Source organism: Myxococcus sp. AM011 (genome assembly GCF_013372595.1).
Classification (GTDB): domain Bacteria; phylum Myxococcota; class Myxococcia; order Myxococcales; family Myxococcaceae; genus Myxococcus; species Myxococcus eversor.
Window position 1 is genome coordinate 14689 of the sequence record NZ_JABXEM010000028.1, and the last position, 25620, is coordinate 40308.

General features: G+C 69.6%; 21 protein-coding genes. 14 read left to right on the top strand and 7 right to left on the bottom strand.

What is annotated here, in order from left to right; translation table 11 throughout:
- The first annotated feature begins 1 nt into the window (after window position 1).
- The 6 genes from HUW62_RS08210 to HUW62_RS08235 are packed head-to-tail and all read left to right on the top strand — an operon-like array spanning window position 2 to window position 5344.
- A complete protein-coding gene (locus HUW62_RS08210; RefSeq protein ID WP_163862819.1) occupies window positions 2-430 on the top strand; it encodes a RidA family protein in 429 nt (142 codons plus the stop codon).
- Complete coding sequence (nbaC, locus tag HUW62_RS08215) at window positions 431-955, top strand: 3-hydroxyanthranilate 3,4-dioxygenase (RefSeq protein ID WP_176434097.1); 525 nt, start codon at window positions 431-433, stop codon at window positions 953-955. It begins immediately after the preceding gene.
- Window positions 952-1968 (top strand): amidohydrolase family protein, encoded by a 1017-nt coding sequence (locus HUW62_RS08220; protein ID WP_176434098.1) that lies wholly within the window; start codon window positions 952-954, stop codon window positions 1966-1968. The genes nbaC and HUW62_RS08220 overlap by 4 nt, the downstream gene beginning before the upstream one ends.
- Window positions 1965-3245: a kynureninase gene (gene kynU / locus HUW62_RS08225; RefSeq protein WP_176434099.1), complete on the top strand. Its 1281-nt coding sequence runs from the start codon at window positions 1965-1967 to the stop codon at window positions 3243-3245. The genes HUW62_RS08220 and kynU overlap by 4 nt, the downstream gene beginning before the upstream one ends.
- Window positions 3238-4629 carry an NAD(P)/FAD-dependent oxidoreductase gene (locus tag HUW62_RS08230; protein ID WP_176434100.1) on the top strand — a complete coding sequence of 464 codons (1392 nt, stop codon included), beginning with the start codon at window positions 3238-3240 and terminating at the stop codon, window positions 4627-4629. The genes kynU and HUW62_RS08230 overlap by 8 nt, the downstream gene beginning before the upstream one ends.
- A complete protein-coding gene (locus HUW62_RS08235; RefSeq protein ID WP_163862827.1) occupies window positions 4607-5344 on the top strand; it encodes an SDR family oxidoreductase in 738 nt (245 codons plus the stop codon). Before HUW62_RS08230 ends, HUW62_RS08235 begins: the two co-directional genes overlap by 23 nt.
- A 3-nt stretch (window positions 5345-5347) precedes the next feature.
- On the opposite strand, the gene HUW62_RS08240 is transcribed toward HUW62_RS08235, so the two are convergent.
- From HUW62_RS08240 to HUW62_RS08255, 4 genes are all read right to left on the bottom strand, one after another.
- Entirely contained in the window at window positions 5348-6118 is a 771-nt protein-coding gene (locus HUW62_RS08240) for a double-CXXCG motif protein (protein ID WP_163862829.1), read from the bottom strand.
- The gene (locus tag HUW62_RS08245) at window positions 6118-6879 is read right to left on the bottom strand and encodes a TIGR02269 family lipoprotein (RefSeq protein ID WP_338041900.1); all 762 of its coding nucleotides are present in this window, start codon (window positions 6877-6879) and stop codon (window positions 6118-6120) included. The genes HUW62_RS08240 and HUW62_RS08245 overlap by 1 nt, the downstream gene beginning before the upstream one ends.
- A gap of 100 nt (window positions 6880-6979) precedes the next feature.
- Window positions 6980-7471, bottom strand: coding sequence for an SRPBCC family protein (locus tag HUW62_RS08250; protein ID WP_240356133.1), 492 nt, complete (start codon window positions 7469-7471; stop codon window positions 6980-6982).
- Window positions 7468-7809, bottom strand: coding sequence for a helix-turn-helix transcriptional regulator (locus HUW62_RS08255; protein WP_163862833.1), 342 nt, complete (start codon window positions 7807-7809; stop codon window positions 7468-7470). Before HUW62_RS08255 ends, HUW62_RS08250 begins: the two co-directional genes overlap by 4 nt.
- A gap of 250 nt (window positions 7810-8059) precedes the next feature.
- Here HUW62_RS08255 and HUW62_RS08260 point away from each other — a divergent pair, with 250 nt between their 5' ends.
- A complete protein-coding gene (locus tag HUW62_RS08260) occupies window positions 8060-10153 on the top strand; it encodes a thaumatin family protein (protein WP_176434101.1) in 2094 nt (697 codons plus the stop codon).
- A gap of 73 nt (window positions 10154-10226) precedes the next feature.
- Here the strand turns inward: HUW62_RS08260 and HUW62_RS08265 are convergent, their stop codons facing one another.
- Window positions 10227-11033, bottom strand: a complete 807-nt coding sequence (locus HUW62_RS08265; protein WP_176434102.1) for a S9 family peptidase — start codon at window positions 11031-11033, stop codon at window positions 10227-10229.
- Window positions 11030-11632 (bottom strand): hypothetical protein, encoded by a 603-nt coding sequence (locus tag HUW62_RS08270; RefSeq protein WP_163862838.1) that lies wholly within the window; start codon window positions 11630-11632, stop codon window positions 11030-11032. Before HUW62_RS08270 ends, HUW62_RS08265 begins: the two co-directional genes overlap by 4 nt.
- Before the next feature lie 401 nt (window positions 11633-12033).
- On the opposite strand from HUW62_RS08270, the gene HUW62_RS08275 reads away from it, so the two are divergent.
- On the top strand, window positions 12034-13473 hold the full coding sequence (locus tag HUW62_RS08275) for a glutamine synthetase family protein (protein ID WP_163862840.1): 1440 nt from the start codon (window positions 12034-12036) through the stop codon (window positions 13471-13473).
- Here HUW62_RS08275 and HUW62_RS08280 read toward each other — a convergent pair.
- The gene (locus HUW62_RS08280) at window positions 13470-14756 is read right to left on the bottom strand and encodes an APC family permease (protein ID WP_176434103.1); all 1287 of its coding nucleotides are present in this window, start codon (window positions 14754-14756) and stop codon (window positions 13470-13472) included. The two genes, HUW62_RS08275 and HUW62_RS08280, sit on opposite strands and share 4 nt — an antisense overlap.
- A 161-nt stretch (window positions 14757-14917) precedes the next feature.
- On the opposite strand from HUW62_RS08280, the gene HUW62_RS08285 reads away from it, so the two are divergent.
- The 6 genes from HUW62_RS08285 (at window position 14918) to HUW62_RS08310 (ending at window position 25596) form a co-directional block, all read left to right on the top strand.
- Complete coding sequence (locus tag HUW62_RS08285) at window positions 14918-16438, top strand: hypothetical protein (protein ID WP_176434104.1); 1521 nt, start codon at window positions 14918-14920, stop codon at window positions 16436-16438.
- 282 nt (window positions 16439-16720) lie between these two features.
- Window positions 16721-17212, top strand: coding sequence for a hypothetical protein (locus HUW62_RS08290; protein WP_176434105.1), 492 nt, complete (start codon window positions 16721-16723; stop codon window positions 17210-17212).
- A 5-nt stretch (window positions 17213-17217) separates the two neighbouring features.
- Complete coding sequence (locus HUW62_RS08295; protein ID WP_176434106.1) at window positions 17218-17895, top strand: hypothetical protein; 678 nt, start codon at window positions 17218-17220, stop codon at window positions 17893-17895.
- A 92-nt stretch (window positions 17896-17987) separates the two neighbouring features.
- Complete coding sequence (locus tag HUW62_RS08300; RefSeq protein ID WP_176434107.1) at window positions 17988-19799, top strand: sigma 54-interacting transcriptional regulator; 1812 nt, start codon at window positions 17988-17990, stop codon at window positions 19797-19799.
- Complete coding sequence (locus HUW62_RS08305) at window positions 19796-23929, top strand: SUMF1/EgtB/PvdO family nonheme iron enzyme (protein WP_176434108.1); 4134 nt, start codon at window positions 19796-19798, stop codon at window positions 23927-23929. The genes HUW62_RS08300 and HUW62_RS08305 overlap by 4 nt, the downstream gene beginning before the upstream one ends.
- A 170-nt stretch (window positions 23930-24099) precedes the next feature.
- Complete coding sequence (locus HUW62_RS08310; RefSeq protein WP_176434109.1) at window positions 24100-25596, top strand: ADYC domain-containing protein; 1497 nt, start codon at window positions 24100-24102, stop codon at window positions 25594-25596.
- The last annotated feature ends 24 nt before the right edge of the window (window positions 25597-25620 follow it).

Consider the following 25620-nt stretch of genomic DNA (forward strand, 5'->3'; position numbering starts at 1 on the left):
CGTGAGCACCAGTGAGCGAGTCGATTCCCAGAAGGCCCCGGAGCCGGTGGGGCTGTATCCCCACGCACGGCGCGTGGGCAACTTGTTGTTCCTGTCGGGCGTGGGCCCGCGCGAGCGCGGGACGAAGAAGATTCCCGGCGTGGAGCTGGACGCCGAGGGCAACATCACCTCGTACGACATCGAGGCGCAGTGTCACTCGGTGTTCCGCAACGTCCGCTACATCCTGGAGGACGCGGGCTCGTCCTGGGACAAGCTGGTGGACGTCACGGTGTACCTGACGGACATGAAGAAGGACTTCCCCACGTACAACCGGCTGTGGGCGGAGTACTTCAAGGACAACCCGCCGTGCAGGACGACGCTCGAAATCAATCGGCTGCCCACGCCCATCGCCATCGAGCTCAAGTGCATCGCCACCATCGGAGACGACTGAATGGGCCGCCTGACCCCCATCAACTTCAAGAAGTGGATTGATGAGCACCGCCACCTGCTCAAGCCGCCCGTCGGCAACCAGCAGGTGTGGGCGGACCGCGAGTTCATGGTCACCGTGGTCGGCGGCCCCAACTCGCGCACGGACTTCCACATCAACGAGGGCGAGGAGTTCTTCTACCAGTTGGAGGGCACCATCAACCTGCGCGTGCTCGACGACGGCAAGCCCGTGGACATCCCCATCTCCGAGGGCGACATCTTCCTGTTGCCGCCCAAGGTGCCGCACTCGCCGCAGCGTCCCGCCGGCACGGTGGGCCTGGTGCTGGAGCGCCGCCGCCTGCCCGGGGAGCTGGACGGCTTCATGTGGCTGTGCCCCTCGTGCGGCGAGAAGCTCTACGAGGAGTTCGTGCACGTCACGAATCTGGTGACGCAGTTGCCGCCCATCTTCGAGCACTTCTACGGCAACCCCGACAACTGCACCTGCGAGAAGTGCGGGACGAAGGTCACCAAGGAAGGGCCGAAGCGTTGAAGGTCGACATCCACACGCACCTGTTGCCGGAGAAGCTGCCGCGCTTCGCGGAGCGCTATGGCTACGGCGGCTTCATCACGCTGGACCACCACCAGCCGTGCCGCGCGCGGATGCTGCGCGACGACGGGAAGTTCTTCCGCGAGGTGGAGAGCAACTGCTGGGACCCGGTGAAGCGCATCGAGGAGTGCGACGCGGCGGGCGTGCACGTCCAGGTGATTTCCACCGTGCCGGTGATGTTCAGCTACTGGACGCAGCCGGAGCACGGGCTGGATTTGTCGCGCTTCCTGAACGACCACGTCGCCTCCGTCGTGCGTGAGCACCCCAAGCGCTTCGTGGGCCTGGGCACGGTGCCGCTGCAGTCGCCAGAGCTGGCGATTCGCGAGCTGGAGCGGTGCGTGAAGGAGCTGGGGCTGGCGGGCGTGCAGATTGGCAGCCACGTCAACGACTGGAACCTCTCCGACGAGAAGCTGTTCCCCTTCTTCGAGGCCGCGAGCGAGCTGGGCGCGTCCATCTTCGTCCACCCGTGGGACATGATGGGCGAGGCGAAGATGCAGAAGTACTGGCTGCCGTGGCTGGTGGGCATGCCCGCGGAGGTGTCGCTGGCCATGTGCTCGCTCATCTTCGGCGGCGTGCTGGAGCGGCTGCCCAGGCTGCGCTTCGCCTTCGCACACGGCGGCGGCTCGTTCCCCGGGACGCTGGGGCGAATCGAGCACGGCTTCGAGGCGCGTCCGGACCTGGTGGCCGTGGACAACAAGGTGCCGCCGCGCGAGTACCTGGGCCGCTTCTGGGTGGACTCGCTGGTGCATGACGCGGAGACGCTGCGCTTCATCGTCAAGCTGTTCGGCGCGGACAAGGTGGCGCTGGGCAGTGACTATCCGTTCCCCCTGGGCGAGCTGCGCCCGGGAACTCTCATCGAATCGATGAGCGAGCTGGCGCCCGACGCGCGCGAACAGCTGCTCTGGAAGAACGCCCTGGCATGGCTGGGGCGCTCTCGCGAGGACTTCGCACCATGACGACGACGCTTCCCTACGAGGACTCCGAGGACTTCGCGCGCCGCGCCGACGCGGAGGATGCGCTGCGCACGTTCCGCGACGCGTTCCTCTTCCCTCCCGGCCCGGACGGCAAACCGGTGGTGTATCTGGCGGGCAACTCGCTGGGGCTCCAGCCGCGCAACGCCGCGCGCTACGTGCAGGAGGAGCTGGAGGACTGGGCGAAGCTGGGCGTGGAGGGGCACCACCAGGGACGACACCCGTGGCTGCACTACCACGAGCTCGTCACCGAGCAGGCCGCGCGGCTGGTGGGCGCGAAGCCGCAGGAAGTGGTGGTGATGAACACCCTCACCGTGAACCTGCACCTGATGATGGTGTCGTTCTACCGACCCACGCGCGAGCGGTTCAAAATCCTCGTCGAGGGTGGCGCGTTTCCGTCGGACCAGTACGCGGTGGCGTCGCAGGCGCGCTTCCACGGGTATGACCCGCGCGAGGCGGTGCTGGAGCTGAAGCCGCGCCTTGGCGAGGAGACGCTGCGCACCGAGGACATCCTGGCCACGCTGGACCAGCACGGGCACGAGGTGGCGCTCGTGTTGCTCGGCAGCGTGAACTACCTCACGGGCCAGGCGTTTGATCTGGCGGCGATTACGCGCACGGCGCACGCGAAGGGATGTCTGGTCGGGTTCGACCTGGCGCACGGCGCGGGCAACCTGAAGCTGTCGTTGCACGACGACGGGCCGGACTTCGCGGTGTGGTGCTCGTACAAGTACCTCAACGGCGGCCCGGGGAGCCTGGGTGGGGTGTTCATCCACGAGCGGCACTCGCGCTCGCGGGACATCCCCCGCTTCGAGGGCTGGTGGGGGCACGACAAGACGACGCGCTTCCAGATGGGGCCCGACTTCGACCCGATTCCGGGCGCGGAGGGGTGGCAGTTGTCCAACCCGCCCATCCTCCAGCTCGCGGCGCTGCGCGCGTCGTTCGAGCTGTTCGACAAGGCGGGCATGGAGGCGCTGCGCGCGAAGAGCGAGCGGCTCACGGGGTATCTGGAGTTCCTGTTGGACAAGCTGCCGCCGTCCTTCGTGCGCATCACCACGCCCCGAGATTCGAAGCAGCGCGGTGCGCAGCTCTCGCTACGGTTCAAGGGCGAGCCACAGGGAATGCTCAAGCGCCTGTCGGACGCGGGCATCATCTGCGACTTCCGCAAGCCGGACATCATCCGCGCGGCGCCCGCGCCGCTGTACAACTCCTTCACCGACGTCTACCGCTTCGTGAAGACGCTGGAGGGCCATGCCCGTGGGTGAGCGGAACGAAGCCGTCACCGTGGTGGGCGCGGGCCTCGTGGGTTCGCTGCTCTCCGTGTTCCTGGCGCGCCGGGGCTACTCCGTGGAGGTGCTGGAGCGGCGTCCGGACATGCGTCGGGAGGTCATCGACGCGGGCCGCTCCATCAACCTCGCCATCTCCACGCGCGGCCTGTACGCGCTGCGACAGGTGGGGTTGGAGGAGGAGGCGCTGAAGCACGCCATCCCCATGCGCGGGCGGATGATTCACCCGCCGAAGGGGGCGCTGGCGTATCAGCCGTATGGCAAGGACGACTCGCAGCACATCAACTCGCTGTCGCGGGCGTGGCTGAACAAGTTCCTGATGTCGGCGGCGGAGGCCACGGGCCGCGTCAACATCCGCTTCAAGCAGCGGGTGACGCAGGCGGACCTGGCGAAGGGCTCGCTCACGGTGCTGGACGAGGCCACGGGGCGGGAGCGTCAGGAAGAAGGCCGGGTGTTGTTCGGCACGGATGGCTCCGGTTCCACGGTGCGGCAGGCCATGGAGCAGGTGCCGGGCTTCGCGGCGACGCAGGAGCAGTTGGGGCACGGCTACAAGGAGCTGACGATTCCGGCGGGCCCGGGTGGCGCATTCCAGATGGAGAAGCACGCGCTGCACATCTGGCCGCGCGGCACGTACATGTTGATTGGGCTGCCCAATGAGGACGGCAGCTTCACGTGCACGCTGTTCCTGCCGTGGAAGGGGCCGGTGAGCTTCGAGTCGCTGGACACGCCCGCGCGGCTGGAGGCGTTCTTCGAGGAGCAGTTCCCGGACGCGAAGGCGCTCATCCCGGATTTGACGGAGGCGTTCTTCGCGCGGCCCACGGGCAGCATGGTGACGGTGAAGTGCGCGCCGTGGCGCGTGGAGGACAAGGCGCTGGTGCTGGGTGACGCGGCGCACGCCATCGTCCCGTTCTTCGGTCAGGGGATGAACTGCGGCTTCGAGGACTGCACGGTGCTGGATGGGCTGCTGGAGCAGCACGGCACGTGGGCGGAGGTGTTCGGGACGTTGGAGCGGCTGCGCAAGACGAACGCGGATGCCATCGCCGACATGGCGGTGGAGAACTTCGTGGAGATGCGCGACAGCACGGGCAGCCCGCGCTTCCTGCTGGAGAAGGCGGTGGAGAAGGCGTTGCTCAATGCCTTCCCGGGCGAGTTCGTCAGTCGCTACTCGATGGTGAGCTTCAGCCGGGTGCCGTACCGGCTGGCCTATGAAGTGGGGGCGATTGCCGGTGGCATCGTCTCCGAGCTGTCCGAGGGGCTGACGCGCGCCGAGGACGTGGACCTGGGGCGGGCGAAGCAGCTCATCCAGGAGCGACTGGTGCCATTCATGAAGGAGCACGCGGATGGATTTCGGACTCAAGGGTAGGCGCGCGCTCGTCATGGGCGCGTCGGCGGGGCTGGGCTACGCGACGGCGCAGGCGCTGGTGAAGGAGGGCGCCACGGTGGCCATCTGCTCACGCGGTGGAGACAAGCTGGAGCGCGCGGCGAAGGAGCTGGGCGCGGCGCTCGCGGTGCCGTGTGATTTGAATCAGCCGGGCGCGGCGAAGCAACTGGTGGACGAGGTGGTCGCGAAGCTGGGCGGCCTGGACGTGCTCGTGGTGAACACGGGCGGGCCTCCGGCGGGAGGCTTCGAGTCACTGACGGCGGAGCAGTGGCAGCTCGGCTTCCAGAGCCTGTGGATGGCGGCGGTGGACGGCATCCAGGCGTCGCTGCCAGGGATGAAGGAGCGCAAGTGGGGCCGCATCGTCCTGGTGACGTCGCTGGCCGCGCGCGAGGCGATGCCCAACCTCACCATCTCCAACGGCTTGCGCGCCGGGTTGCTTGGTTTGGTGAAGACGGTGAGCAATGAAGTCGCGCAGTACGGCGTCACGTTGAACGCGGTGCTGCCGGGCTTCCACGCGACGGAGCGGATGACGCAGCTGGGTCTCACGGACGAGAAGGTGGCGCCGCAGATTCCCGCGAGGCGACTGGGACGGCCGGAGGAACTGGCTTCGTTGGTGGCGTTCCTGTCTTCCGAGCAGGCCTCGTACATCACCGGCCAGTCCATCGTCGTCGATGGTGGCGCGCAGCGCGGGTTCTGACCGTCACCGAGGCGCGGAGTTCCCTGATGGGCTCCGCGCTTCACCCTCGTTCGGCGCTGGCTCTGAAATCTCCGACACTTGGATGCCGGTGTCGCCCAGCGATTGGAGCACGGCGACGAAGCGCTCGCTCGCGATGATGTGACCTGGACCGGGGCGGAAGCGGAACACGTCCGCATCGGGGAGAGTCGCCGCGTCGAGCCACCAGCGAGCGGGCACCAGCGTCATCTCCTGGGAGCCACACACCGGGCAAGGTTCGCCGACTGGCATGGAACGGCATTCGACCGCGTAGTCCCCCGCCACGAGCAACTCCAGTTCCAGCAACGGGGGTACGTCCGGGGCCATCTTCAATGCGGTCGACACGGGCTTGATTCCTCGAAGCCGCGCTTCCGACAGCGCCTCAACCGCCGCTGGCTGGACGAAGAGGTTCCACGGCGCATCCATCGCAATCGCAGGAGGCCGTCCCCTCACCTGCCCGGCTAGAGGGCCCATTCCCGCCCCCGGCCTCACGAGAGCTCCGTCGGGCATGAATGGAAGCACGAGGTCACGGAGCCGGATGTATTCCGACCAGGGCTCCTGCCGAGCCTTCACGAACTCGCGCTGCTCGGGCAGCGTGGACAGGTCCACGCTCGGATAGTTGAGGGAGATGGTCGCCCACTCCGCGAAGCATTTGCCGCAAGCCGCCCCTGGGAGCCCCCACTTTCGCCTGGCGCTGATGGTCCACTGCCGGTGATTCACCTCCCGGTCGATGGCGTTCCTCAGCGTGTAGTAGCGCATCAGCGACTCACTCCCTGCAGCACCTGCTCCAACTTGCCGAGCTGCTGCCAGTAGGACATGGGCATTCCGACCAGACGATATTTCTGGATCATGTAGCCCGCATGCTCGAAGTGCCTCCGCTTCGCGTCCCTCGGCGACAGGCTCGCTCCCTCGAGCCGGAGGATGTGGTCTTCCCAATCGGCGTTCCACGGAGCACCTGATTCACCGCGATGAATCTCCTTGTGCCGCTTCACATCGATGGCGATGGCGTACTCGTGGATGTTGATGCCCTGCTGAGCGAAGTAGGACTCGAATGCCCGGGGAAAGATGTGATGCTTCTCCTTCGGGACTTTCTCCCACTCCTCATACGCCTTCCTGATCTGCTTCTGGCTCGGAAGTTCCTCCGGGCGTTCCCAGCGGATGACGAATACCGCCTCCCGTCCAGGGAGTACCTGCGGAGCGCCCCAAAGACGCTGGGGCGAGGAGCTGGCACCTGTCATCGATGGAGCGGTAGCGCCTCGCAGAGCGACTGGCGCTGATGCCACGTCCTCGCACCGATACCCGCCGCAGACATTTCCCGCGCACGCGATGGTGACACAGCCCGTGTCGTTATCGGCCGCCCCCGCGCAATCCTCGGCGGAGTCAGCCTCTCGCGGCAGCGTGATGGTTTCCGTGCTCGCGATTTCCGACGTCGTCGAACAGCCAAGGAGCACGGCCCACAACAGAGCAACCCACCACGCGCGAATCGTTACCATCGAGCCCCCAGATATGAGCCCCCGCATGATACGCCTCGCGTGAGCACCGGAGCCGCTGGTGATCGGCTCATTCCCTGAACCTTATGGCTGGTCCAGGGAATGAGCCGAGCGAGCCGCGTGAAGCCGGCTACGCCTCCCGAGCCAGCAGCGCATCCAGCGCGCGGTAGCTCTCGTTGAGGCCCCCTTCCATACCCGAGGACGCCATGCCGTCGCGCTCCTCCGTCGTGTAGAAGAGCGACGTCGCCACCAGCTTCGTGCGCCCGTCACCCAGGTCCTCGAGCGTCGTCGTGTTCAGGATGACGTAACCCGGCATCCCATCCCACTCGAAGGTCTGCACCATCCGCTCGGGCGGCGAGACTTCGCGGAACCGTCCCTCGAAGCCGTGGGCACCGTCCTCGGCGTGCTCGACGAAACGCCAGTGTCCGCCGCGTTCGACTTCCAGCCGCTCGACGACGAGCTTGTTGCCACGGCCCCACCACTGCGCCACCTGCTTCGGGTCCGTCATCGCTCGCCAGACCCGCTCGCGCGAGGCATTGAAGATGCGCTCGGAGCGAATCTCCCGGTCGGACGGCTGCGTGACAACGGCATCCCTGGTCGTCTGCTGCAAAGACATGCTCATGACTCCTCCTCATCCTTCGTTCGCGCGAGGAACTCGCCCAGGCTGTCCAGCCGGGCGTCCAACATCCGCCGATAGCCGGCGATCCACGCCGCCTCTTCCTCCAGGCGCCGCGGTCCCAATTTGCAGGTCCTCACCCGCCCCACCTTCTCGGTGGAGACCAGCCCCGCCTCTTCCAGCACGTGCACGTGCTTCTTCATGCCCGTGAGGGTCATGTCGAAGGACCCAGCCAGCTCGCTGATGGACGCCTCGCCACGTCCCAGCCGCTCCAGCACGCCCCGACGCGTGGCATCCGCCAACGCTCCGAAGGCCAAATCGAGCCGCGAATCAAACTGAACCATATGGTTCAGTGATAATCAAGCTCGCTGTCGAGTGCAAGTGCTCCACGACGAAACGTGCGCGCGGCTGCGCCAGGACAGCGGCTCGTGTGTCCGCGCGCCGGGAAACCTGCCGGACGCGATGCGCGACATGAGGGAGCACTCCCAAGCGGGTACGTCTCGGGACACCCGGGCATCCGATGCCCCGACTCCTTGGTGGGTGCCTTCACGCAAAGTACGGTCCTCGACAGTTCCCGCCCTGGAGTCCCCCGTCATGGTCTCGCGTCGCTTGGTTGTTCCCGTGGTGTCGCTCGGCCTGGCCGCGCTCGTGGTGGTGCTCGCGATGAACCAGGACCGAGGAACATCGGGCCCGGAGCCCCGACCCGACGTGACCTCCACGCCACCACCGGCGGCCTGCCCTCCTGGCTTCCGCCCCTTCACCCTGACGAACCAGGCGAGCCAGACGGTGTGGCTCGGGCAGACAGCGGGCGCCGCACCGCCGCCCTTCTCCTGCACCGACGACACGGACTGTGGTCCGAATCAGCAGTGCAACAACCCGGGCTGTACCAGCACCGCCGACTGCAACGCCGGCAACATGTGTGACACCACCACGGGTCAGTGCATGGTGGCGCCCGGCACCCAGTGCAACGGCAGCGCGCCCATCGTCACCGTCACCCTTCCCTCCATGCAGTGCACGGGAGCCATGCAGGTGGCGGCATGCGCTGACTGCGGCCCGGAGGGCTGCGACTCCGCCACGGGCCTGTGCAACTGCGCGACGGGCGGCCAGGGCGTGTGCCCCACGGGGACGACGTGCGCCAACACCGTGCAGGAGTGCAGCCTCGCCAACGGGGGCACCTGCTACTTCCAACAGGTCGTCCCCGGTGAGAATCAGGCCTGCGGCACGGGCAACACCACCTGCCCGACGGGACAGACGTGCGACGTGGCACTGGGCCTGTGCCAGTACCCGCGCACGGATGGTGGAGTGCCCCTGGATGCGCTGGAGCTGACGCCCCAGGAGACGGCCACGCTGTGCATGCCGTCCTCGCTTCCTCCCGCCTACGCCAATCTCCAGCCCCAGATGACGGCGTGCACCCAGGACTCGCAATGCCAGAGCAACCGCTGCCTGCAGGCCAACGGACCCGACATCACCACCAAGGACTGCTCCCAGGATGCGGGCTCGACCAACTGCCTGTGCCGTTCCGTCGTCGGATGGAGCGGCGGCATCTTCGGACGCACGGGGTGCCAGCCCGACGGAACGAAGTGCCAGAGCGCGGACTGCGGCAACGGACCCGGACTGCCATGCCCGCTCGGCAAGGGCGGCACCAACCCGTTCGCCGCCGCGGAGTTCACCCTCCAGCCCAACGCCTCCGACTTCTACGACGTCACCGTCATCAACGGAGCGAACGTCAGCATCCAGATGGGGCCCACGAATGACGGCGGCTTCGCGCCCACGTCCCTGCCTTCGCCCTACAACTGTGGAACCGCGGGCTCACGCAGCGCCCAGAGCACTCCCGACGCGGGGACGCTGGAGGCATGCTCGTGGCAATTCACCCCCGACACGACGGCGGGGCTCCCCGCCGACTACTCCACCCTGCTGCGCGCCATCGTCCTGCCGGCGTGCGGCACGAACACCGACTGCGGAGCGGGCACCACCTGCACCAGCGGCGTGTGCCAGCCCACGCTGACGAAGTGCGCCCTCACCGAGCCGTACTGCGCGGGCAACGCGGTGTGCAGCAACCCCAACAACCCCGACGCCGGCTATTGCAGCACCTGCGCGTCGAACAGCGACTGCGCGGGCCTGGATGATGGGGGCACGCCGACCTGCGGCACGGCCTTCCTCCCGGGCGTCGACACCATGACGCCGCTCATCCAGACGTGTGGCCAGTCCATCGGCTGGTGGTCCTATGAGGACTTCTGCGCGGCGATGTCTTCGTTCAGCTACGGCCCGCTGAACTGCTCGCAGGTGATGACCGCGGGCACGGTGACGGACACGCTGAACAACCTCTTCCAGTGCGCGGGGAACTTCGGCCAGTCCTGCTACAACTCCAGCGCGGGCAACACCCCCGCCTGCTGCGGCTGCGCGACGTTCCCCGGCAATCCCGCGGGCAGCTTCTGGCCCACCACGCTGGAGGCCGGCAACAACCCGAACCAGCAGAACCAGGGGCAGTGCATCAACAACAACACCGCGTGGGCGCAGAACGTCCAGCCGTGGCTCGCGTTCCTCAAGAAGGCCTGCCCCACCGCGTACACGTATGCGTATGACGACGCGACGAGCACCTTCACGTGCATGACGGCGGGCGCCGGAGGCCCGGACGGCGGGACTCCCAACTCGGTGGGCTACGGCATCGTCTTCGGTGACGTGAACTAGCACACGAGGCCGGGCACGCTCCCCATGACGTCAGGGCGTGCTCGGCCTCAAGTGGGGCTCGTGACGACCGCGCTCACAGCAGCGAGCGCACGGCGTCCACGACCTGGGGCCACTCGCGCGAGCGCGGGTCCACGACTTCGAAGTGGCCCGCGCCGGGCAGCACGACACAGCGCACTTCATCTCCGTGCGCGCGTCCCCGGGCACTGAAGTCCGCGCTCATCGCCACGGGGACGGTGTCGTCCTCGGAGCCGTGCAGGAGGACCTGGGGGACACCCAGGGGCTGGAGCGCGGCGGGAGAGGAGCGCTGGTAGCGAAGGGGCACCTCCAGCGGAGAGCCGCCGAGGAGCGCCTCCGCGGCGTTGTCGCTCAAGCCCAGCTCGTAGGCGCGCGTCACGTCGGCCACGCCCGCGAGCGAGACGATGCCGCGCGGGCGCAGCGGGTCCTGGCCGCGCAGGGAGACACCCGGCGGCAGACGGTGACGGGCCCCGAGCCACAGCGCGAGGTGGCCGCCCGCGGAGTGTCCCAGGAAGACGACTCGGGAGAGGTCCAACGGGTGGGAGTCCGCGAGGGTGCGCAGGAAGTCCGCGCCGAGCGCGACGTCTTCCAGCGTGCCGGGGTAGCCACCGCCCTCGTGGCCGATGCGTCGGAACTCCAGGTTCCAGGTGGCGAAGCCGCTCGCGGTGAGCGCGGCGCACAGGTGGCCCAGGTGGGCCAGGTCATACTTCGCGCGCCAGAAGCCCCCGTGGATGGCGACGACGACGGGGTGGCGACCCTTGCCCGGTGGAAGCCGCAGCTCCCCGAAGTGGTGCGGACCCGGGCCATACGCGATGCGTGCATCCGGCGCGGCGGGCGCCTCCTCGAGAATCCACTGCGAGCTCATGCCACCCCTCCTGATGGGCCACCGACGATTCCAAAGCCCGATGCGGCTTCAATCCAATGGATGCGCGGTCCTCGTCGGAGAACCCCGCGCACCGTCACGTAGCGTTGATCCAGATGCGCGGCGGCGGCCTGTCGGTACTCCACCGCGCCCAGCATGACGCGCGCCTTGAGCAACTCGTCTTCCACTTGCACCTGGAGGACCACGGGCCCTTCGACCGCGCCCTGCTCCCCCGGTGCGCCCATCAGCTCGCTGACCTGTCCCACGAACTGCGCGGGCTGCATCTCGCGTGGGCTATCGCCTTCGAGCCCGGAGCGCGGCAAATCCCTTCGTGGCTGCAGCAGGTCGTGCAGGACGGATTCGACGGACCGCCCTTCCCACTCCGAGACGCGCCGCGCGATGACGACCATCGCGTCACCATAGTCGGCGAGGTCACGGTCCAGCGGGACCTGGACCTCCACAAGGGGCTCGCGGGAGCTCCGGTAGATGGCGGCATAGGCGCGACGCGAAGGCACGCGACTCCAGCCACGCGCCTCCAGATAGGCTCTCACGTCGAGGGCGTCGACCCGGGTTCCCAGCCGAAACAGCGGCTCGCCACTCATGGGCGGAGATCCTCGCCTACCGAGCAGTCAGCCCGGGCCGCGACGGCATGCACGTACGCGAAGCTGAGCTGCTCCTTGATGTCATTTGGACCCAACATCCTGCCCCTCCACCTCCACCTGTCCCCGAAGGCCGCCGACTGTACCTCGCTCCACCCCCGTCCATGGCCCTCCCGGGCAGGCAAGCTCCCGGGGCCTCCCAGTGTCCTCCGGGCGTCACTCCCACCCTCCCGAAGCCCCTCCGAAGTGTTGCCAAGCGGGCTTTAAACGTTTTTAGACCAAGCATTTAGCCTTCATTCGCGTGAATTTAGGCTTGATTTCCGGTCTCCAAATGTAAATACCTGCGCCCACGGATTCGCTGCCGCCGTTTTTGACGGCGGTCACCGGCCTGGAGGCACGGAAACATGGAGACGAAGGGGCTGCGGACGTTCCTGGAGATTCCCTACGACGAGCTGGAGGAGCGCAACCTCAAGGTGAAGGAGCAGCGCATCCAGCACGTGGCCACTGACAAGGTCCGTGAGGAGCGCATCAAGTACCTCACCGACGAGCGCAACCTGAAGGCCGTCACCGTGTGCTTCACCGACCTCGAGGGTCGGCTGCACATGCTGGACTACGACAAGAAGTTCCTGCTCAAGAGCGCCGACAACCTCACCTTCGACGGCTCCTCCATCCGCGGCTTCTCCCAGCAGTCGGAGAGCGACCTGCGGCTGAACATCGACTGGGGCTCCTTCTACTGGCTGCCCTCCGACATCTTCGGCCCCGGCAAGGTGCTGGTGTTCAGCGAAGTGCTGGAGCGCGACGGCAGCCCGTACCACGCGGACATGCGCGGCCAGCTCAAGCGCATCACCGAGGCGCTGTACCAGAAGGACGGCACCGTCTTCCACGCCGCGCCCGAAGTCGAAGGCTTCCTCTTCAAGGGCCGCGACGCCGAGCGCCACTACCACGAGACGAGCAAGTTCGACTTCATCTCCACCGGCGGCTACTACCACTCGCTGCCCGGTGACCCGCTGCGCGCCTTCATCGACAAGGCCGCCGAGGCCCAGCGCGCCATGGGCTTCCAGAACGAGAAGGACCACCCGGAAGTGGCCCCCAGCCAGTTCGAGATGAACTTCTCGTACAGCGAGGCGCTCATCTCCGCGGACCAGATTCAGCTCTACAAGCTCCTGTGCCGCCAGGTCGCCGCGCAGATGGACACCACCGCCAGCTTCCTCCCGAAGCCGGTGACGGGCGTCAACGGCAACGGCATGCACATGAACATGTCGCTGTCGAAGAACAACAAGAACCTGTTCTACGACAAGGCCGGCGAGGACAACCTGAGCCAGATGGGCTGGGACTTCATCGACCGGCTGCTCACCAACGCCAACGACATCTGCCTGGTCCTCAACTCCAGCGTGAACGCGTACCGCCGGTTGGATCCGCACTACGAGGCCCCGAATCAGATCAAGGCCAGCGCCAACAACCGCGGCGCCATGGTGCGCATCCCCTATGGCAACGAGCGCTCGGCGCGCGTCGAGTGCCGCTCCGTCGCCCCGGACGCCAACCCGTACCTGGTGCTCTACTCGCTGCTGCGCACCGGCCTGGAAGGCCCGCAGCCGCAGGAGGACGCGGAGACCAAGCGCAGCCGCACCCGCTTCCTGCCGGACAACATCTTCGACGCCATCCGCCTCTTCAAGGGCAGCTCGTTCATCGCCAACATCCTGGGTGAGAACGTGCAGTCCAAGTTCGCGGAGCTGAAGACGGCCTCGGCCGAGCGCTGCCCCAAGCAGTTGGGCGCCCGGGTGAAGACGTCCGAAATCCAGTTCCACCACGAAATCACCAACCAGTACCTCTGGAGCCAGTTCTAGGCCCTCGGCCGGGACAGCCCCAGCAGCACCAGGCCCGCCACCACCGCGACTCCGGTGGTGGCGGCCTCCCGGAGGCTCGCGCCGAACGCCACCAGCGTCAGGCCGAGCCCCAGCGTGGGCACCGCCAACACCGCGTGCACCGGCCGCAAGCCCCGCTGACGCTTGAACGAGAGCCACGCCAGCGCCGCCGCCGTGACGCCGTACTGCATCAGCACGGCGATGCTGGAGAGCGCGAAGAGCTCCGACAGGTTCCCCAGGTTGACGAAGAGCAGCACCGCGCCCCACGTGACGGCCAGCGCCCGCAGGGGCACGCCCCGGGGTGACATGCCCTCCAGCCCCAACAGCGACCGGCCTCCCGACGCGAGCGCGGACAGGTAGCGCGGCGTCGTCACCATCATCCCCACGCAGATGCCCAGCGCGGACACGCTGGTGCCCGCCGTCACCACTCGCGCAAGCCCCGTCCCGCCCCACACGCCCGCCGCCGAGGCGAGCGGCGCGGCGGATGACGCCAGCTCCGGCAGCGCCGCGACACACGCCCAGACGAGCGCCACGTACAACACCACCGCGCCCAACAGCGAGCCCACCGTGGCCATCGGCACGCTGCGCTCCGACGAGCGCACCTGCCCGGCAATCACCGGCACGATTTCGAAGCCCTGGTACGCGAACATCACCGTGAGCCCCGCGCGCAGCCACGCGCCGTCCGAGAGCCCCGTTGTCGGCGCCACCACCGGCCCAGTCCCCGTGGCCACGGCGAACGCGATGAGCAGCGCGGCCAGCGGCAACAGCTTGAGCACCGTGAGCGACGTCCACGTCCGCGCGGAGACGCGGATGCCCGAGGCGACGATGGCCGCCAGCGCCGTCACCAGCGCGGAGGCCAGCACGCGCTGCCCCACCGGCCCCTCCAGCCCCAGCGACGGCGCGACGGCTTGCGACAGTCCCGCCACCACCGCGGACGTGCTCAGGAACGCGCTGACGTAGGCCACCCAGCCGACGAGGAAGGCGACGCGCTCGCCAAACGCCGCCCGCGCGAAGACGACGGGCCCGCCATCCGCGTCGAAGCGGCGACCGAGCACCGCGAAGGCCAGCGCCACCGGAATCAGCGACAGTCCGGTGAGCGCGAAGGCGAGCACCGCGCCCATCCCCGGTGCGTGCGCGGCCACCTCCGCGGGCGCGAAGAAGATGCCCACCCCGACGATGCCGTTGACGCCCAGGGCGAGGAGCTGAAACGGACCGACCGTTCGTTCCTGGGACGACGCAGTGGAAGCGGCGAGGGGTGGGGGCACGGTCGGCAGTTCACTACAGGGCTGGCACCGGCACCAACTCCACCCCCCGTCCTGGCGACGCGGCGGGTCGGGCGGGAGGTCGCGATATACTCGGCGGTGGCCGGGCGTTTGGCTGGGAGTGTCGCACCGGGCTCCTTCACGCGCCCGGACAGGGAGCCAGGATGCGCCGGTACGGACTGCTGATGGGGTTGCTGCTCACGGGGTGCTCCACGCTCACCCGGCCGCTCGGGGCGAACATCAACCCCGAGACTGGCGAGTTCGAGACCCCCGTCGAGGAGACGGTGTACCTGGTGCCCGTCGAGGACGCGATGATGACGGCGCGGCGCATCCTGGAGTCGGAGCGCTACGACGTGCTGGAGAAGGACGGCGGGCTGGAGCTGTTCTCCTCCGCGCACGAGCCGGGGAGGAACCAGCAGAACCTGCGCACCGTCGAGCGCTACTACGTCAAGGGCGAGCGACTGGGGCCTCGCAAGACGCTCGTCCGCGTCTTCCGCCTCCGCTACAACGAGATGGAGAACGTCGTCGAGCAGGGACCGCGCGTGGCGGGCTCGCTGAACAAGGACCTGCTCTCCGACCAGAACTCCAACCCCCTGGATGCACGGCTGGAGGCCTTCCGGACGGAGACCAACGCCCAGGGCCACCGCCAGCAGGTGGCGCTCGCGGACCCGTTCCCGAGCGCCCCGGGCATGGAGCGCTTCCGGATGGTGCACGGCGTGCGCGATTTGGGCATCGAGCGCCAGTTGCTGGAGCGACTGGAGATGGTGCCCGCGCTGGAGCTGGTGGGCGGCAACGCTCCCGTGCCCATGCGCTCGATGATGATGGAGGGCTGGGGTGAGCAGGGCGAGGCGGGCACCGTCAACGCGGCGGAGTGCGGCGCGCCCGTCGATGGCGCGAGCCCCCTGCTGACCGCGGGACAGGTGCTGTTCGTCGCCGACCCGCTGGGCACCCAGGAGGTGCCGTCCATGGCGCTGCGGATGCTGTGCGAGGCCACCGCCCAGGGGCTGCCGGCGACGCTGGCCCTGTCGGTGCCCGCCTCCGAGCAGCCGCTCCTGGAGCGCTACCTCGCCAGCGAGGGCAAGTCCGAGGACGCGCAGGAGCTCTTGTCGGAGAGCGCCTTCTGGCGCCGCGTATACCAGGACGGGCGCAGCAGCCGCGCCATGCTGTGGCTCGTCGAGCAGGTGCGCCGCCTGCGCGCCTCCGGCAAGGACGTGGCCCTGGCCGCGATTGACGGAGAGAAGGTCCAGGGCAACGAGCGCGAGGCGCTGATGGCCAAGAACCTGCTCGCCTTCCAGTCCAAGCGCCCCCAGTCGTGGACGCTGGTGCTCACCGGCAGCGTGCATGCGCGCACCGCGAAGGTCGGCTGGGACGGTGACTTCGAGCCGCTGGGCGCGCGCGTGTTCCGCGCCCTGCCCAGCTCCGTGCGCGCCCTGGATGTCGGCTTCAAGCGCGGCACCCAGTTCTCCTGCCGCTACAGCGTCTGGGAGGACGTGGAGTGCAACGTCTTCGCCATCAGCCCGACGAACGAGGCGCTGCAGCTCTCCAAGGTGAACCCGGGCGTCCAGCTCTTCGGCGAGACGCGGCCGGACGGCTTCCACGGGCGGCTGTACCTGGGCGCGCTGAACGCCTCGCCGCCGGCGCTCCAGTCGCAGAGCCAGGTCGCGCTGCGCTCCGCGGCGAAGTAGCCCCCGGCCTTCCTGGGCCCAGCGGTCCGAAGCCCCGGCGCCCGTCACTTGGGCCGGGGCTTCGTCATGTCCACCCCGGCAAGGTTCGCCGGGGACGGCAAGCGTTGCCGTTCCGGAAACCGCGCCGCGCGGCAACTCCTGCCGGAGTGGCGAGCGCCTTCGCCCGGGAGGCGGACCGCGAGGCGCTGGCATCCTCGTTGCTCTTCCCTGTCCCAAGCACGCCGCCCGGGTTTGCGCATGACGCGACATCTCGAGGGCGGCGCGCACGACAAGGAAAACCCCATGACGAAGAACACGTTCAAGAAGTCGGTGGCGGCGCTCGCGCTGCTCGGTGCGCTGCCTTCCGTCGCAGGTCCGGCGACGTACGCGGGCGCGCTGTGCACGTCCGTGTCGGGCTTCAGCGCCCCCAGCATCTTCCGCAGCGGCCGGCTCATCAACCAGACCGGCGCCGCGCTCGAGGTCGTCTGCCCCGTGCAGCGCAACGTCAACACCGTGGGCTTCAACGAGACCGTCTCCCTGCTCATCACCGCGAGAGATCCGCACCTCACCGAGAACGTCTGCTGCACCGCGACGGTGACGGAGCCCGACGGTACGGCCATCGCCGCTGACTCCGGCTGTACCTCCGGCGCCGATACCGCCAACCCCAAGAGCATCAGCCTGAGCATCCCGGCGACGTTCGCGTCCGTGAACGGTTTCATCGCGCTGCGCTGCGAGCTGCCGGCGCCGTACTCCGGCTACAACTCCGCGCTCTCCAGCTTCTACATCTCGGAGTAGCCGCCATGTCCAAGGTCCGCTGGGGAGTCCTGGGGTTGGCCGGAGCCGCCGTGGCCGCCGCCGGAGCGTGGAGTCTGAGGGGGGACGCGCCGACGCCGGGCGTGCCGACGACGACCGTCTCGGAGGTCCGCGCCGGGCCTCCAGCGGACCTGGAGCAGGAAGTGCGCGCGCTGCGCGCGGAGCTGGAGGCCCTGCGTCGCAATCAGGGCCGCCTGGAGCAGCAGCCCCACACCGCGCCGGTGCAGCCGGTGGAGGGGGCCACGGCGAAGGACGCCGAGGACCCCGCCCCCGCTCAGGACGAGGAGGTCGTGCGGGCGGCGCGAGAGCAGCAGCGCCAGGAGCGTGTCGTCGAGCTGGAGGCGGAGCTGGAGCTCGCCGCGAACACGGAGCCTCGGGACGCGCAGTGGGCGGCCCCCACCGAGTCGCTCGTCACCCAATCCTTCCAGGGCCCGGACTTCGTGGGCTCGCGGCTGGCGCGAATCGAGTGCCGCACGCACCTGTGCACGCTGGAGGTGGAGCACGATGACGGCGACGCCCAGGCGGAGCTGCTCACCTCGCTCCTGCGCGTGAAGGGCCTGCGCGGACAGGCCGTGGTGCGTCCCCGGAACGAAGGGGGACGTCGGACCTCGCGCGTCTACCTCTCGCGGGCCGGAGAACGCCTGCCCATGACGCTGCGCAAGTGAGCATCCTCCGCTCGGGGCCCAGGCGGCTTTTTTCCAGGGTACCCCTGGGTTGCCCGATTCGGCGCGAGCGTGCCAGCATGGACGTCCGCCCGATGTCCGCTCCGCCTCCCAGTGCTCGCGACACCCGCCCCATCGGCACTCCCTCGGAGCCCTCCGGGGCAGGCGCGGCCTATCTGCTGGTGCTGGAGGGCGAGTCCTCCTGGCGCTTCCCGCTGCCGGCCGAGGGCGTGGTGCTGGTGGGCCGCGACGACAAGGCGGACCTGAAGCTGAAGGACGAGAGCGTGTCGCGCCGTCACGCCCGCATCCTGGTGACGGACGAGGGCGCGCGCGTGGTGGACCTGGGCAGTCAGAACGGGACGTCGCTCAACGGCCGTCCGCTCGACGACGCCCGGCCGCTGTTGTCTGGGGACGTGGTCTCCTTCGGCGCGGTGGTGGCGGTGGTGCGCGCCAGGCGCCGTCCCATGCCGGCGCGCCGGGCGCTCGACGCGGACCGGCTGATGGGGCAATTGCGCGAGGAGGTGGAGCGCGCGCTGCGCTATGGCCGGCCGCTCACGGTGCTGACGCTCGCGCTGGCCGAGCAGGCCCCGTTCGAGCGCGAGGCGGTGGAGGCGGTGCTCGGCTCGGACGCGGGGCCCGCGGAGGCGGCAGGCTGGCTGGACGGAGAGCACCTGCTGTGGCTGTTGCCAGAGGTCTCCGGCGAGCCGGGCGAGGAGGGGCTGGGGGAGCGCGTGGAGGCGCTCTTGAGCGCGAGTCCTCGCGCTCGGCTGGGCGCCGCCACGTGTCCGTCGGATGGGTGTGACGCGGAGACGCTGGTGGCCGCGGCGCGGACGGCCGCGCGGACGGCCGCGCCAGGGGGCTTCGCCTCGGCGGCGGAGGGCATCACCCGGGTGACGTTGGGCGAGCGCACGGTGCTGGTGGCGGACCCGGCGATGGCGCAGCTCTACGCGCTCCTGCGCAGGCTGGCGGCCAGCGAGCTGCCGGTGCTGGTGTGCGGGGAGACAGGCGCGGGCAAGGAGAACGCCGCCTTCGCGGTGCACCATTGGTCTCGGCGGACGTCCGGGCCCTTCGTTCCCGTCAACTGCGCCGCGCTCCCGGAAGGCCTGGTGGAGAGCGAGCTGTTCGGCCACGAGCGCGGGGCCTTCACCGGGGCCACCACGTCGCGCGCGGGGTTGCTGGAGAGCGCGCAGGGCGGGACGGTGTTCCTGGATGAAGTGGGCGAGCTGCCCGCGTCCGCGCAGGCCAAGCTGCTGCGCGCGCTGGAGGTGCGCCGCATCACCCGCGTGGGAGACACGAAGGAGCGGACCATCGACATCCGCGTGGTCGCCGCCACGCATCGGGATTTGGAGGCGGAGGTGTCCGCGGGGCGCTTCCGGCAGGATTTGTACTTCCGGCTGGGCGCGGCCACGGTGCTGCTGCCGCCGCTGCGTGAGCGGCCTCGCGAGGTGCCCATGCTCGCGCGCGACTTCCTGGAGCGGGCCTGTGTGGCGCTGGGGCGCGGCGGGCTGGAGCTGGCGTCGGGCACGCTGCACGCGCTGTCGCGGCACTCGTGGCCGGGCAACGTGCGCGAGCTGCGCAACCTGATGGACTACGTGGCGGCGGCGGTGACGGGGGATGTGGTGGAGCCGCATCACCTGCCAGCGCGCATGGCGGGTGGACGGACGGTGGCGCAGGTGGAGCCGGTGGCCTCGGAGCCGGAGCACGCGGCGCAGCGGCCCCGGCAGTCGCTGGCGCAGGAGATTCGGGAGCTGGAGCGGCGCAGGATGCAGGAGGCGCTGGAGGCGGCGGAGGGCGTGCAGACGCGAGCGGCGGCGCTCATCGGCATGCCCATCCGGACGTTCTCGTTCAAGCTGAAGCAACTGGGCTTGCAACCTCGCACCGCGCGCCGAGGCACCTCGCCGGAATGAGTGAGCCATCCGGGCTGCTGGAGCCCCCCCGCGAGTTCGAGGAGTACCAGGTGCTCCGCCCCCTGGGGCGCGGCGCCATGGGACAGGTCTTCCTCGCGCGGGACACACTGCTGGACAGGTTGGTCGCGGTGAAGTTCATCGCGACGCCCGCGGGGAGGTTGCCGGACGCGGTGGCGCGCGCGCGGTTCTTCCAGGAGGCCCGGGCGATCGCGCGGCTCCAGCACCCCAACGTGGTGGCCATCCACCGCGTGGGCGAGGTGCGCGGCCAGCCGTATCTGGTGTCCGAGCTCATCCGGGGCGAGCCGCTGGACACGCTGCGCAAGCCGATGGACGGGCGGCAGGTGCTGGCGTTGGGGATGGGGTTGGCGCGAGGGCTCGCGGCGGCGCACCGGTGCGGCGTCCTGCACCGCGATATCAAACCCGCCAATGCCATCCTGTCCGAGGAAGGCGAGGTGAAGCTGCTCGACTTCGGGCTCGCGGAGTCGTGGACGGAGGAGGACGGTCCGCGCGCGCGGGTGTGGACGGACGCGACGAGCTCTTCGGTGGGTGCTCGGGACGCTCGGGACTCGGGGCAGGAAGCACCGCGCGCGACGCTGGACACGGGACGAGGAGATGACACGCCAGGTGCTCGCGGAGCCGCCGCGCCGAAGGCACAGGTGCGGACGCGTCCCATGTCGCCAGTGGGCGAGGGCGCGGCGCGAGGGCTCCTGACGGAGACACAACCCCTGCCCTTCCCGGGTGACTCGGCGCCCTCGACACCCGAGGCGGGAAGCGGCTCACCGAAGCCACGGACGGGCCCCGGCGAGGTCGAGGGTCCGCGCGAGGAGTCGTCTCCGGGTGGGGCCTGGGATGAAGTGCCCACCGCGCACCGTGGGGCGGCGACCGTCTCGATGGCCGTGCCGGGCACGCCGCTCTACCTCGCACCCGAGCTCTGGCGCGGTGAGTCCGCCAGTCGGGCCAGCGACATCTACGCGCTGGGCGTGCTCCTCCATGAGCTGTGCACCGGCAACGCGCCTCACGAGAATGTGCCCATGTCCGAGCTCAAGCGCGCCGTGCTGGAGCAGCGCCCACGCCCGCTCGTGGAGCAGGACCTGGACCTTCCTCCCGGCCTGGCCGCCGTGGTGGACCGCTGCCTCGCCCTGGCTCCCGAGCAGCGCTTCGAGTCTGGAGACGCGCTGCGCGAGGCCCTGGAGGCGCTGGCCCACTCGACGCAGGCGAGCCCCCTGCCCTCCGGCAACCCCTATCGGGGACTGCGCAGCTTCGAGGCCGAGCACCGTGGCGTCTTCTTCGGACGCGAGGCCGAGCTGCGCGAGGTGATGGACCGGCTGCGCGGCGAGCGCTTCGTGCTGCTCGCGGGAGACTCGGGCGTCGGCAAGTCGTCGCTGTGTCGCGCCGGAGTGCTGCCCGTCATCGCGGGACGTGGAGACGATGGCCCCGCGTGGAACATCGTCTCGTGGACTCCTGGACGACAGCCCTTGGAGGCGCTGGCGGAGGCGCTCGCGCCCGTGCTCGACGGGGGCGCCGACGTGTTCCTCGCGCAGGTCGCCACCGAGGAACCCGGCGCGCTCGCGCGAGCCTTGCGCCGACGTCCCTCGGGGGCTCCCCCGGTGCTCCTGTTCATCGACCAGCTCGAGGAGCTCGTCACCTTCTCCGAGCCCGCCCAGGCCGCGCGGTTCGCCGAGGAGCTGGCCCTGGCGCTTCACCGCGTTCCGCGCATCCGCGTGCTGGCCACCGCGCGCAGTGACTGCCTCACGCGACTGGTGGCCCTGCCGGGGCTGGGAGACGAGCTCCCTCGCGCGCTGTACATCGTTCGCGCCCTGTCCGACCGAGGACTGCGCGAGGCCGTGGAGGGGCCCGCCCGCGCGCTGGGCATCCGCTTCGAGTCCCCTGCCCTGGTCGACACGCTCGTCACGTCCGCCGCGCGCGCCGACGGTGGACTCCCGCTGTTGCAGTTCGCGCTGGAAGCGCTGTGGGATGCCCGCGATGTCGCCCGGGGAATCATCCCCGCCGAGGCGCTGGTTTCGCTCGGTGGCGTGGAGGGCGCGCTGGCCCGTCACGCGGACGCGGTGGTGGACAGGCTCCGCCCGGAACAACGTCCGCGCGCGCGGGAGCTGCTGCTGGAGCTGGTCACCCCCGAGGGCACGCGACTGCGCCGCACCCGTGAGGAGCTCTTGCGCGGCGCTCAGGATGACAACGGTCGCGCGGTGTTGGATGGACTGGTGCGCGGTCGACTCCTCACGGCGGGCGAGGCCGAGAGCGGCGAGGGTGTCTACACGCTCGCGCACGAGAGCCTGCTGACGGGTTGGGACACGCTGCGCGGTTGGCTCGGCCAGGATGAACAGCGCCGCGCCATCCGGCACCGCCTCGCTCGCGCCGCCGCCGAGTGGGAGCGCCTGGGCCGCCCTTCCGAACTGCTCTACGCTGAGCGCCAGCTCACGGAGGCGAGCGCCGCCGGAGTGCTCGCCGAGGGGAAGGGGCAAGAGGACTTCCTTGCCCGCTCGCACCAGACGGTGCGTCGTCGCCGGGCCGCGCGCTGGACGGTGGCCATCGCCGCGCCGCTCGCGCTCCTGTCCGTGGTGGCTGTGACTCGTGTCCAGTCGCGCGCGCAGCTCGAAGCCCGAATCACGCACCATCTGGACGAGGCGCGAAGGCACCGCGACGATGCCCTCGAGAAGGACTCGACGGCCCAGCGGCTGCGACAGGAGTCGCTCACCCTCTTCGACACGCCGGGCTCCGAGCGCCGCGAAGCCGCCGAGGCACTGTGGACGCGCGTCCAGGAGGAAGAGCAGGAGGTGGAGACCCTATCGCTGCGAGCCCAGGCCGCGCTGGAGACGGCATGGGGGCTGGACCCGGGAAGCCCTCGGGTGAACGAGCCGCTCGCGGACCTGCTCGCCGAGCGCGCGGTGCGGGCCGACCGGCAACGACAGCCCGAACTGCGCGCCCAACTGCTCGCACGCCTCGCCGCCTACGACACGTCCGGACTGCGCCAGCGGAAGCTGGTGACACCCGCGCGCATCTCCATCATCACCTCACCACCTGGGGCACGGGTGCGGCTGCTGAAGGCCCCCGTCGGTGACACGAGCGCCGCAGGACATGACCAGGCACGCGACACGGCGCGGCCCCCTACCTCGCCGCCACCGGACACCTCCGGACAGGACCTCGGACAGACGCCCCTGCGCGAGTTGGAGCTGACCGAAGGCTCTCACCTGCTCCTGATGGAGGCTCCAGGTCGCTTCCCCGTGCGAGCCCCCATCATGGTGCGCACGGGTGAAACGCTCACCCTGGACCTCGCCCTGCCCGAAGCCTCCGCCGTCCCCGAGGGCTTCGTGTACGTGCCTCCTGGCCGCTTCCTCCAGGGCGCCTCGGAGAGCGAGTTCCTGCGCCGCGCCTTCTTCTTCTCCCCGCCCCTGCACGAGATGGAGACCGGCGCCTACCTCATCGCCCGGCACGAGGTGACGTTCGGCCAGTACATCGCCTTCCTGGAGACCCTTCCACCCGAGGAGCGCGCCGCGCGCATGCCGGGCTCACGCCGCCGGCTCACCGTGGTGGACCTGTCGCGCGAGCCCGACGGACGCTGGCGCTTCAACCTGCGCCCCGCCTCCGCCAGCTACAGCGTGCTCAATGGAGAACGGCTGCGCTACGACACGCGAGACCGTCGCCGCGAGCAGGACTGGCTGCGCTTCCCGGTGTCCGCCATCTCCTTCGAGGACTCGGAGGCCTACGTGGCCTGGCTGGACCGCACCGGCCAGGTCCCCGGGGCCCGCATCTGCACCGAGCACGAGTGGGAGCGCGCCGCCCGAGGCGCCGATGGCCGCCGCTACCCCATGGGTGACTGGCTGTCCCCGGACGACGCCAACCACGACGTGACGTACGGCCGCGAGCCCGGAGGCTTCGGGCCCGACGAGGTCGGCAGCCACCCGCGCTCACGCAGCCCCTTCGGCGTGGACGACCTCGCGGGCAACGTCTGGGAGTGGACCCGCTCCAGCGTGGACCCCTCCAAGCCCTCCGCGCAGGGCGGAAGCTGGTACCAGAGCGACCTCACCGCGCACACCGCCAACCGGGACCGCGTGGAGCCCACGCAGCGCGAGGCCCTCATCGGCCTGCGCGTCTGTGCCACGCCGCGCCCGTAGCGCGGCAACCCAAGCCGGACCCCGGCAACCCTTGCCGGCCGGAACCGCCGGCTTCCGCTGCTTCGCGGGGCCCCGTCCACCCTCTACCCGAGGTGTGCGCGGACGTGCCCATGGCATACGAGATGCTCTACAGGCGCCCATCTGGATTGAACGAAACCGAGGCCCCTCACATGAGCGCCATCTCGAAATTGTTGTCATTGAATCTCTGTCTTTGTCTCCTCGCCGCATGCGGGCCCCTGGCCCCCGAGGACGCGACGTCTCCCCTGGAGTCCCAGGCGTTCTCCGCTGGAAACGACGACTCCCACTCCCAGGGCACCCAGCTCCACGGTTCGCACATCCCGTCCGTCTCGTACACGGGGGCCTCCGTGATGCACGACGGCGTCCGCCGCGCCGCGACGCTGCGAATCTTCCAGGGTGAGCTGTTCGCCCGAATCCCCCTGTCGGTGACGGGCATCACGCCCAGCCTCGCCCCATGCGTCACGCGTGGAACGGGACCCGAGCGAAGCTGTGGCTTCACCGTGGCGGGCCAGGGCATCTGTTCGCCGAACGCGCTGGTCACCGTCTCCAGTGGTGAGTGCGCGGGCACACAGGGGAGCTGCACGGGCCGCCCCATCCTGCGCGTCTGCTCGGGAGAGAAGCCCTGTGAGTTCGAGCGAACCGGCTACCTGGGCACGGACGTGGGCTCGGCGGGGCCCGACCTCCAGTGCAGCCTCACCTCGAGCTGTCCCTCCGTGAGGTTCACCTGCCCCTCGAGCGGCATCTTCACCGTGCTGACCGGGCCCTATTCGACGACCCAGACAGCGAGCGTGGCGGCGCGCGCCACCTCCGGCCGCTTCCCGGTGACGTACAAGGACCTGCGCGGCGAGCAGCTCATCGGCGCGCGGATGCTGAGCTCGTCACCGTCCGGCTACGGCACCGTCATCGAGGTCAAGGACGCGACCAACGCGGCCAACGTCGTCATCCCCGAGTCCCCTGGCATCTGGGACGCCAGCGGCGACACCTTCCTCTATCGCCTGCAGATTCGGCCCAACACCGGGCCGACCGTGGACCTGTGCACGACGGGCGCCGACCCCGCCGTGGGCTGGGCCTGGACAGTGCCCCTGGAGGGCTCCTTCTCGAAGGCGGGCGACCGCGAGGAGAGCACCCAAATCTTCACGCTCGCGTGCGACCCGGGCGTGCTCGCCAAGTGCTACCGCTGGGGTTACAAGCCGTGGCTGGATGGCGCCAGCCCGGGCGCGGTGACGAAGGCCCACTGGGCCTGCACCCGCATGGCCCGCGCCGACTACTGCGGCGGTGGCGCGTCCTTCACCCAGGACGGCACCCTCATCCAGCCGTGGGACTCGCTGGCGCCGAACATCATCCCCCCTCCCACCCAGGGCTCGGGCCCGGCGGGCATGCAGTTCGAGGCGGGCTGGGACACCAGCGGCCCGGCGTGTCTGAGCCACTGGCGCTGGAAGCACCTGCAGGCCGGCTGCGTGACGTTGCAGAAGCCCATCGAGGACGCCAACGGCCACGTCATCAACGACTGCAGGGACCCGCACAACGTCTCGACCGCCTTCAAGTGCTCGCCCATCTGCGACAACGCCCAGGAGGCCAAGCAGCTCTTCAAGAGCGTCGTCTTCAACAACTCCATCGCCAACGAGCAACTCACCAGGCCCCAGCCCTGAGCTAGCCTCCCGGGCCGCGAGGAG

Coding starts and splice junctions, on each gene's coding strand:
- nbaC (WP_176434097.1), top strand. CDS start 431: ATGGGCCGCCTGACCCCCATCAACTTCAAGAAGTGGATTGATGAGCAC.
- kynU (WP_176434099.1), top strand. CDS start 1,965: ATGACGACGACGCTTCCCTACGAGGACTCCGAGGACTTCGCGCGCCGC.
- HUW62_RS08235 (WP_163862827.1), top strand. CDS start 4,607: ATGGATTTCGGACTCAAGGGTAGGCGCGCGCTCGTCATGGGCGCGTCG.
- HUW62_RS08240 (WP_163862829.1), bottom strand. CDS start 6,118: ATGCGCTACTACACGCTGAGGAACGCCATCGACCGGGAGGTGAATCAC.
- HUW62_RS08245 (WP_338041900.1), bottom strand. CDS start 6,879: ATGCGGGGGCTCATATCTGGGGGCTCGATGGTAACGATTCGCGCGTGG.
- HUW62_RS08250 (WP_240356133.1), bottom strand. CDS start 7,471: ATGAGCATGTCTTTGCAGCAGACGACCAGGGATGCCGTTGTCACGCAG.
- HUW62_RS08255 (WP_163862833.1), bottom strand. CDS start 7,809: ATGGTTCAGTTTGATTCGCGGCTCGATTTGGCCTTCGGAGCGTTGGCG.
- HUW62_RS08260 (WP_176434101.1), top strand. CDS start 8,060: ATGGTCTCGCGTCGCTTGGTTGTTCCCGTGGTGTCGCTCGGCCTGGCC.
- HUW62_RS08265 (WP_176434102.1), bottom strand. CDS start 11,033: ATGAGCTCGCAGTGGATTCTCGAGGAGGCGCCCGCCGCGCCGGATGCA.
- HUW62_RS08270 (WP_163862838.1), bottom strand. CDS start 11,632: ATGAGTGGCGAGCCGCTGTTTCGGCTGGGAACCCGGGTCGACGCCCTC.
- HUW62_RS08275 (WP_163862840.1), top strand. CDS start 12,034: ATGGAGACGAAGGGGCTGCGGACGTTCCTGGAGATTCCCTACGACGAG.
- HUW62_RS08285 (WP_176434104.1), top strand. CDS start 14,918: ATGCGCCGGTACGGACTGCTGATGGGGTTGCTGCTCACGGGGTGCTCC.
- HUW62_RS08290 (WP_176434105.1), top strand. CDS start 16,721: ATGACGAAGAACACGTTCAAGAAGTCGGTGGCGGCGCTCGCGCTGCTC.
- HUW62_RS08295 (WP_176434106.1), top strand. CDS start 17,218: ATGTCCAAGGTCCGCTGGGGAGTCCTGGGGTTGGCCGGAGCCGCCGTG.
- HUW62_RS08300 (WP_176434107.1), top strand. CDS start 17,988: ATGTCCGCTCCGCCTCCCAGTGCTCGCGACACCCGCCCCATCGGCACT.
- HUW62_RS08305 (WP_176434108.1), top strand. CDS start 19,796: ATGAGTGAGCCATCCGGGCTGCTGGAGCCCCCCCGCGAGTTCGAGGAG.
- HUW62_RS08310 (WP_176434109.1), top strand. CDS start 24,100: ATGAGCGCCATCTCGAAATTGTTGTCATTGAATCTCTGTCTTTGTCTC.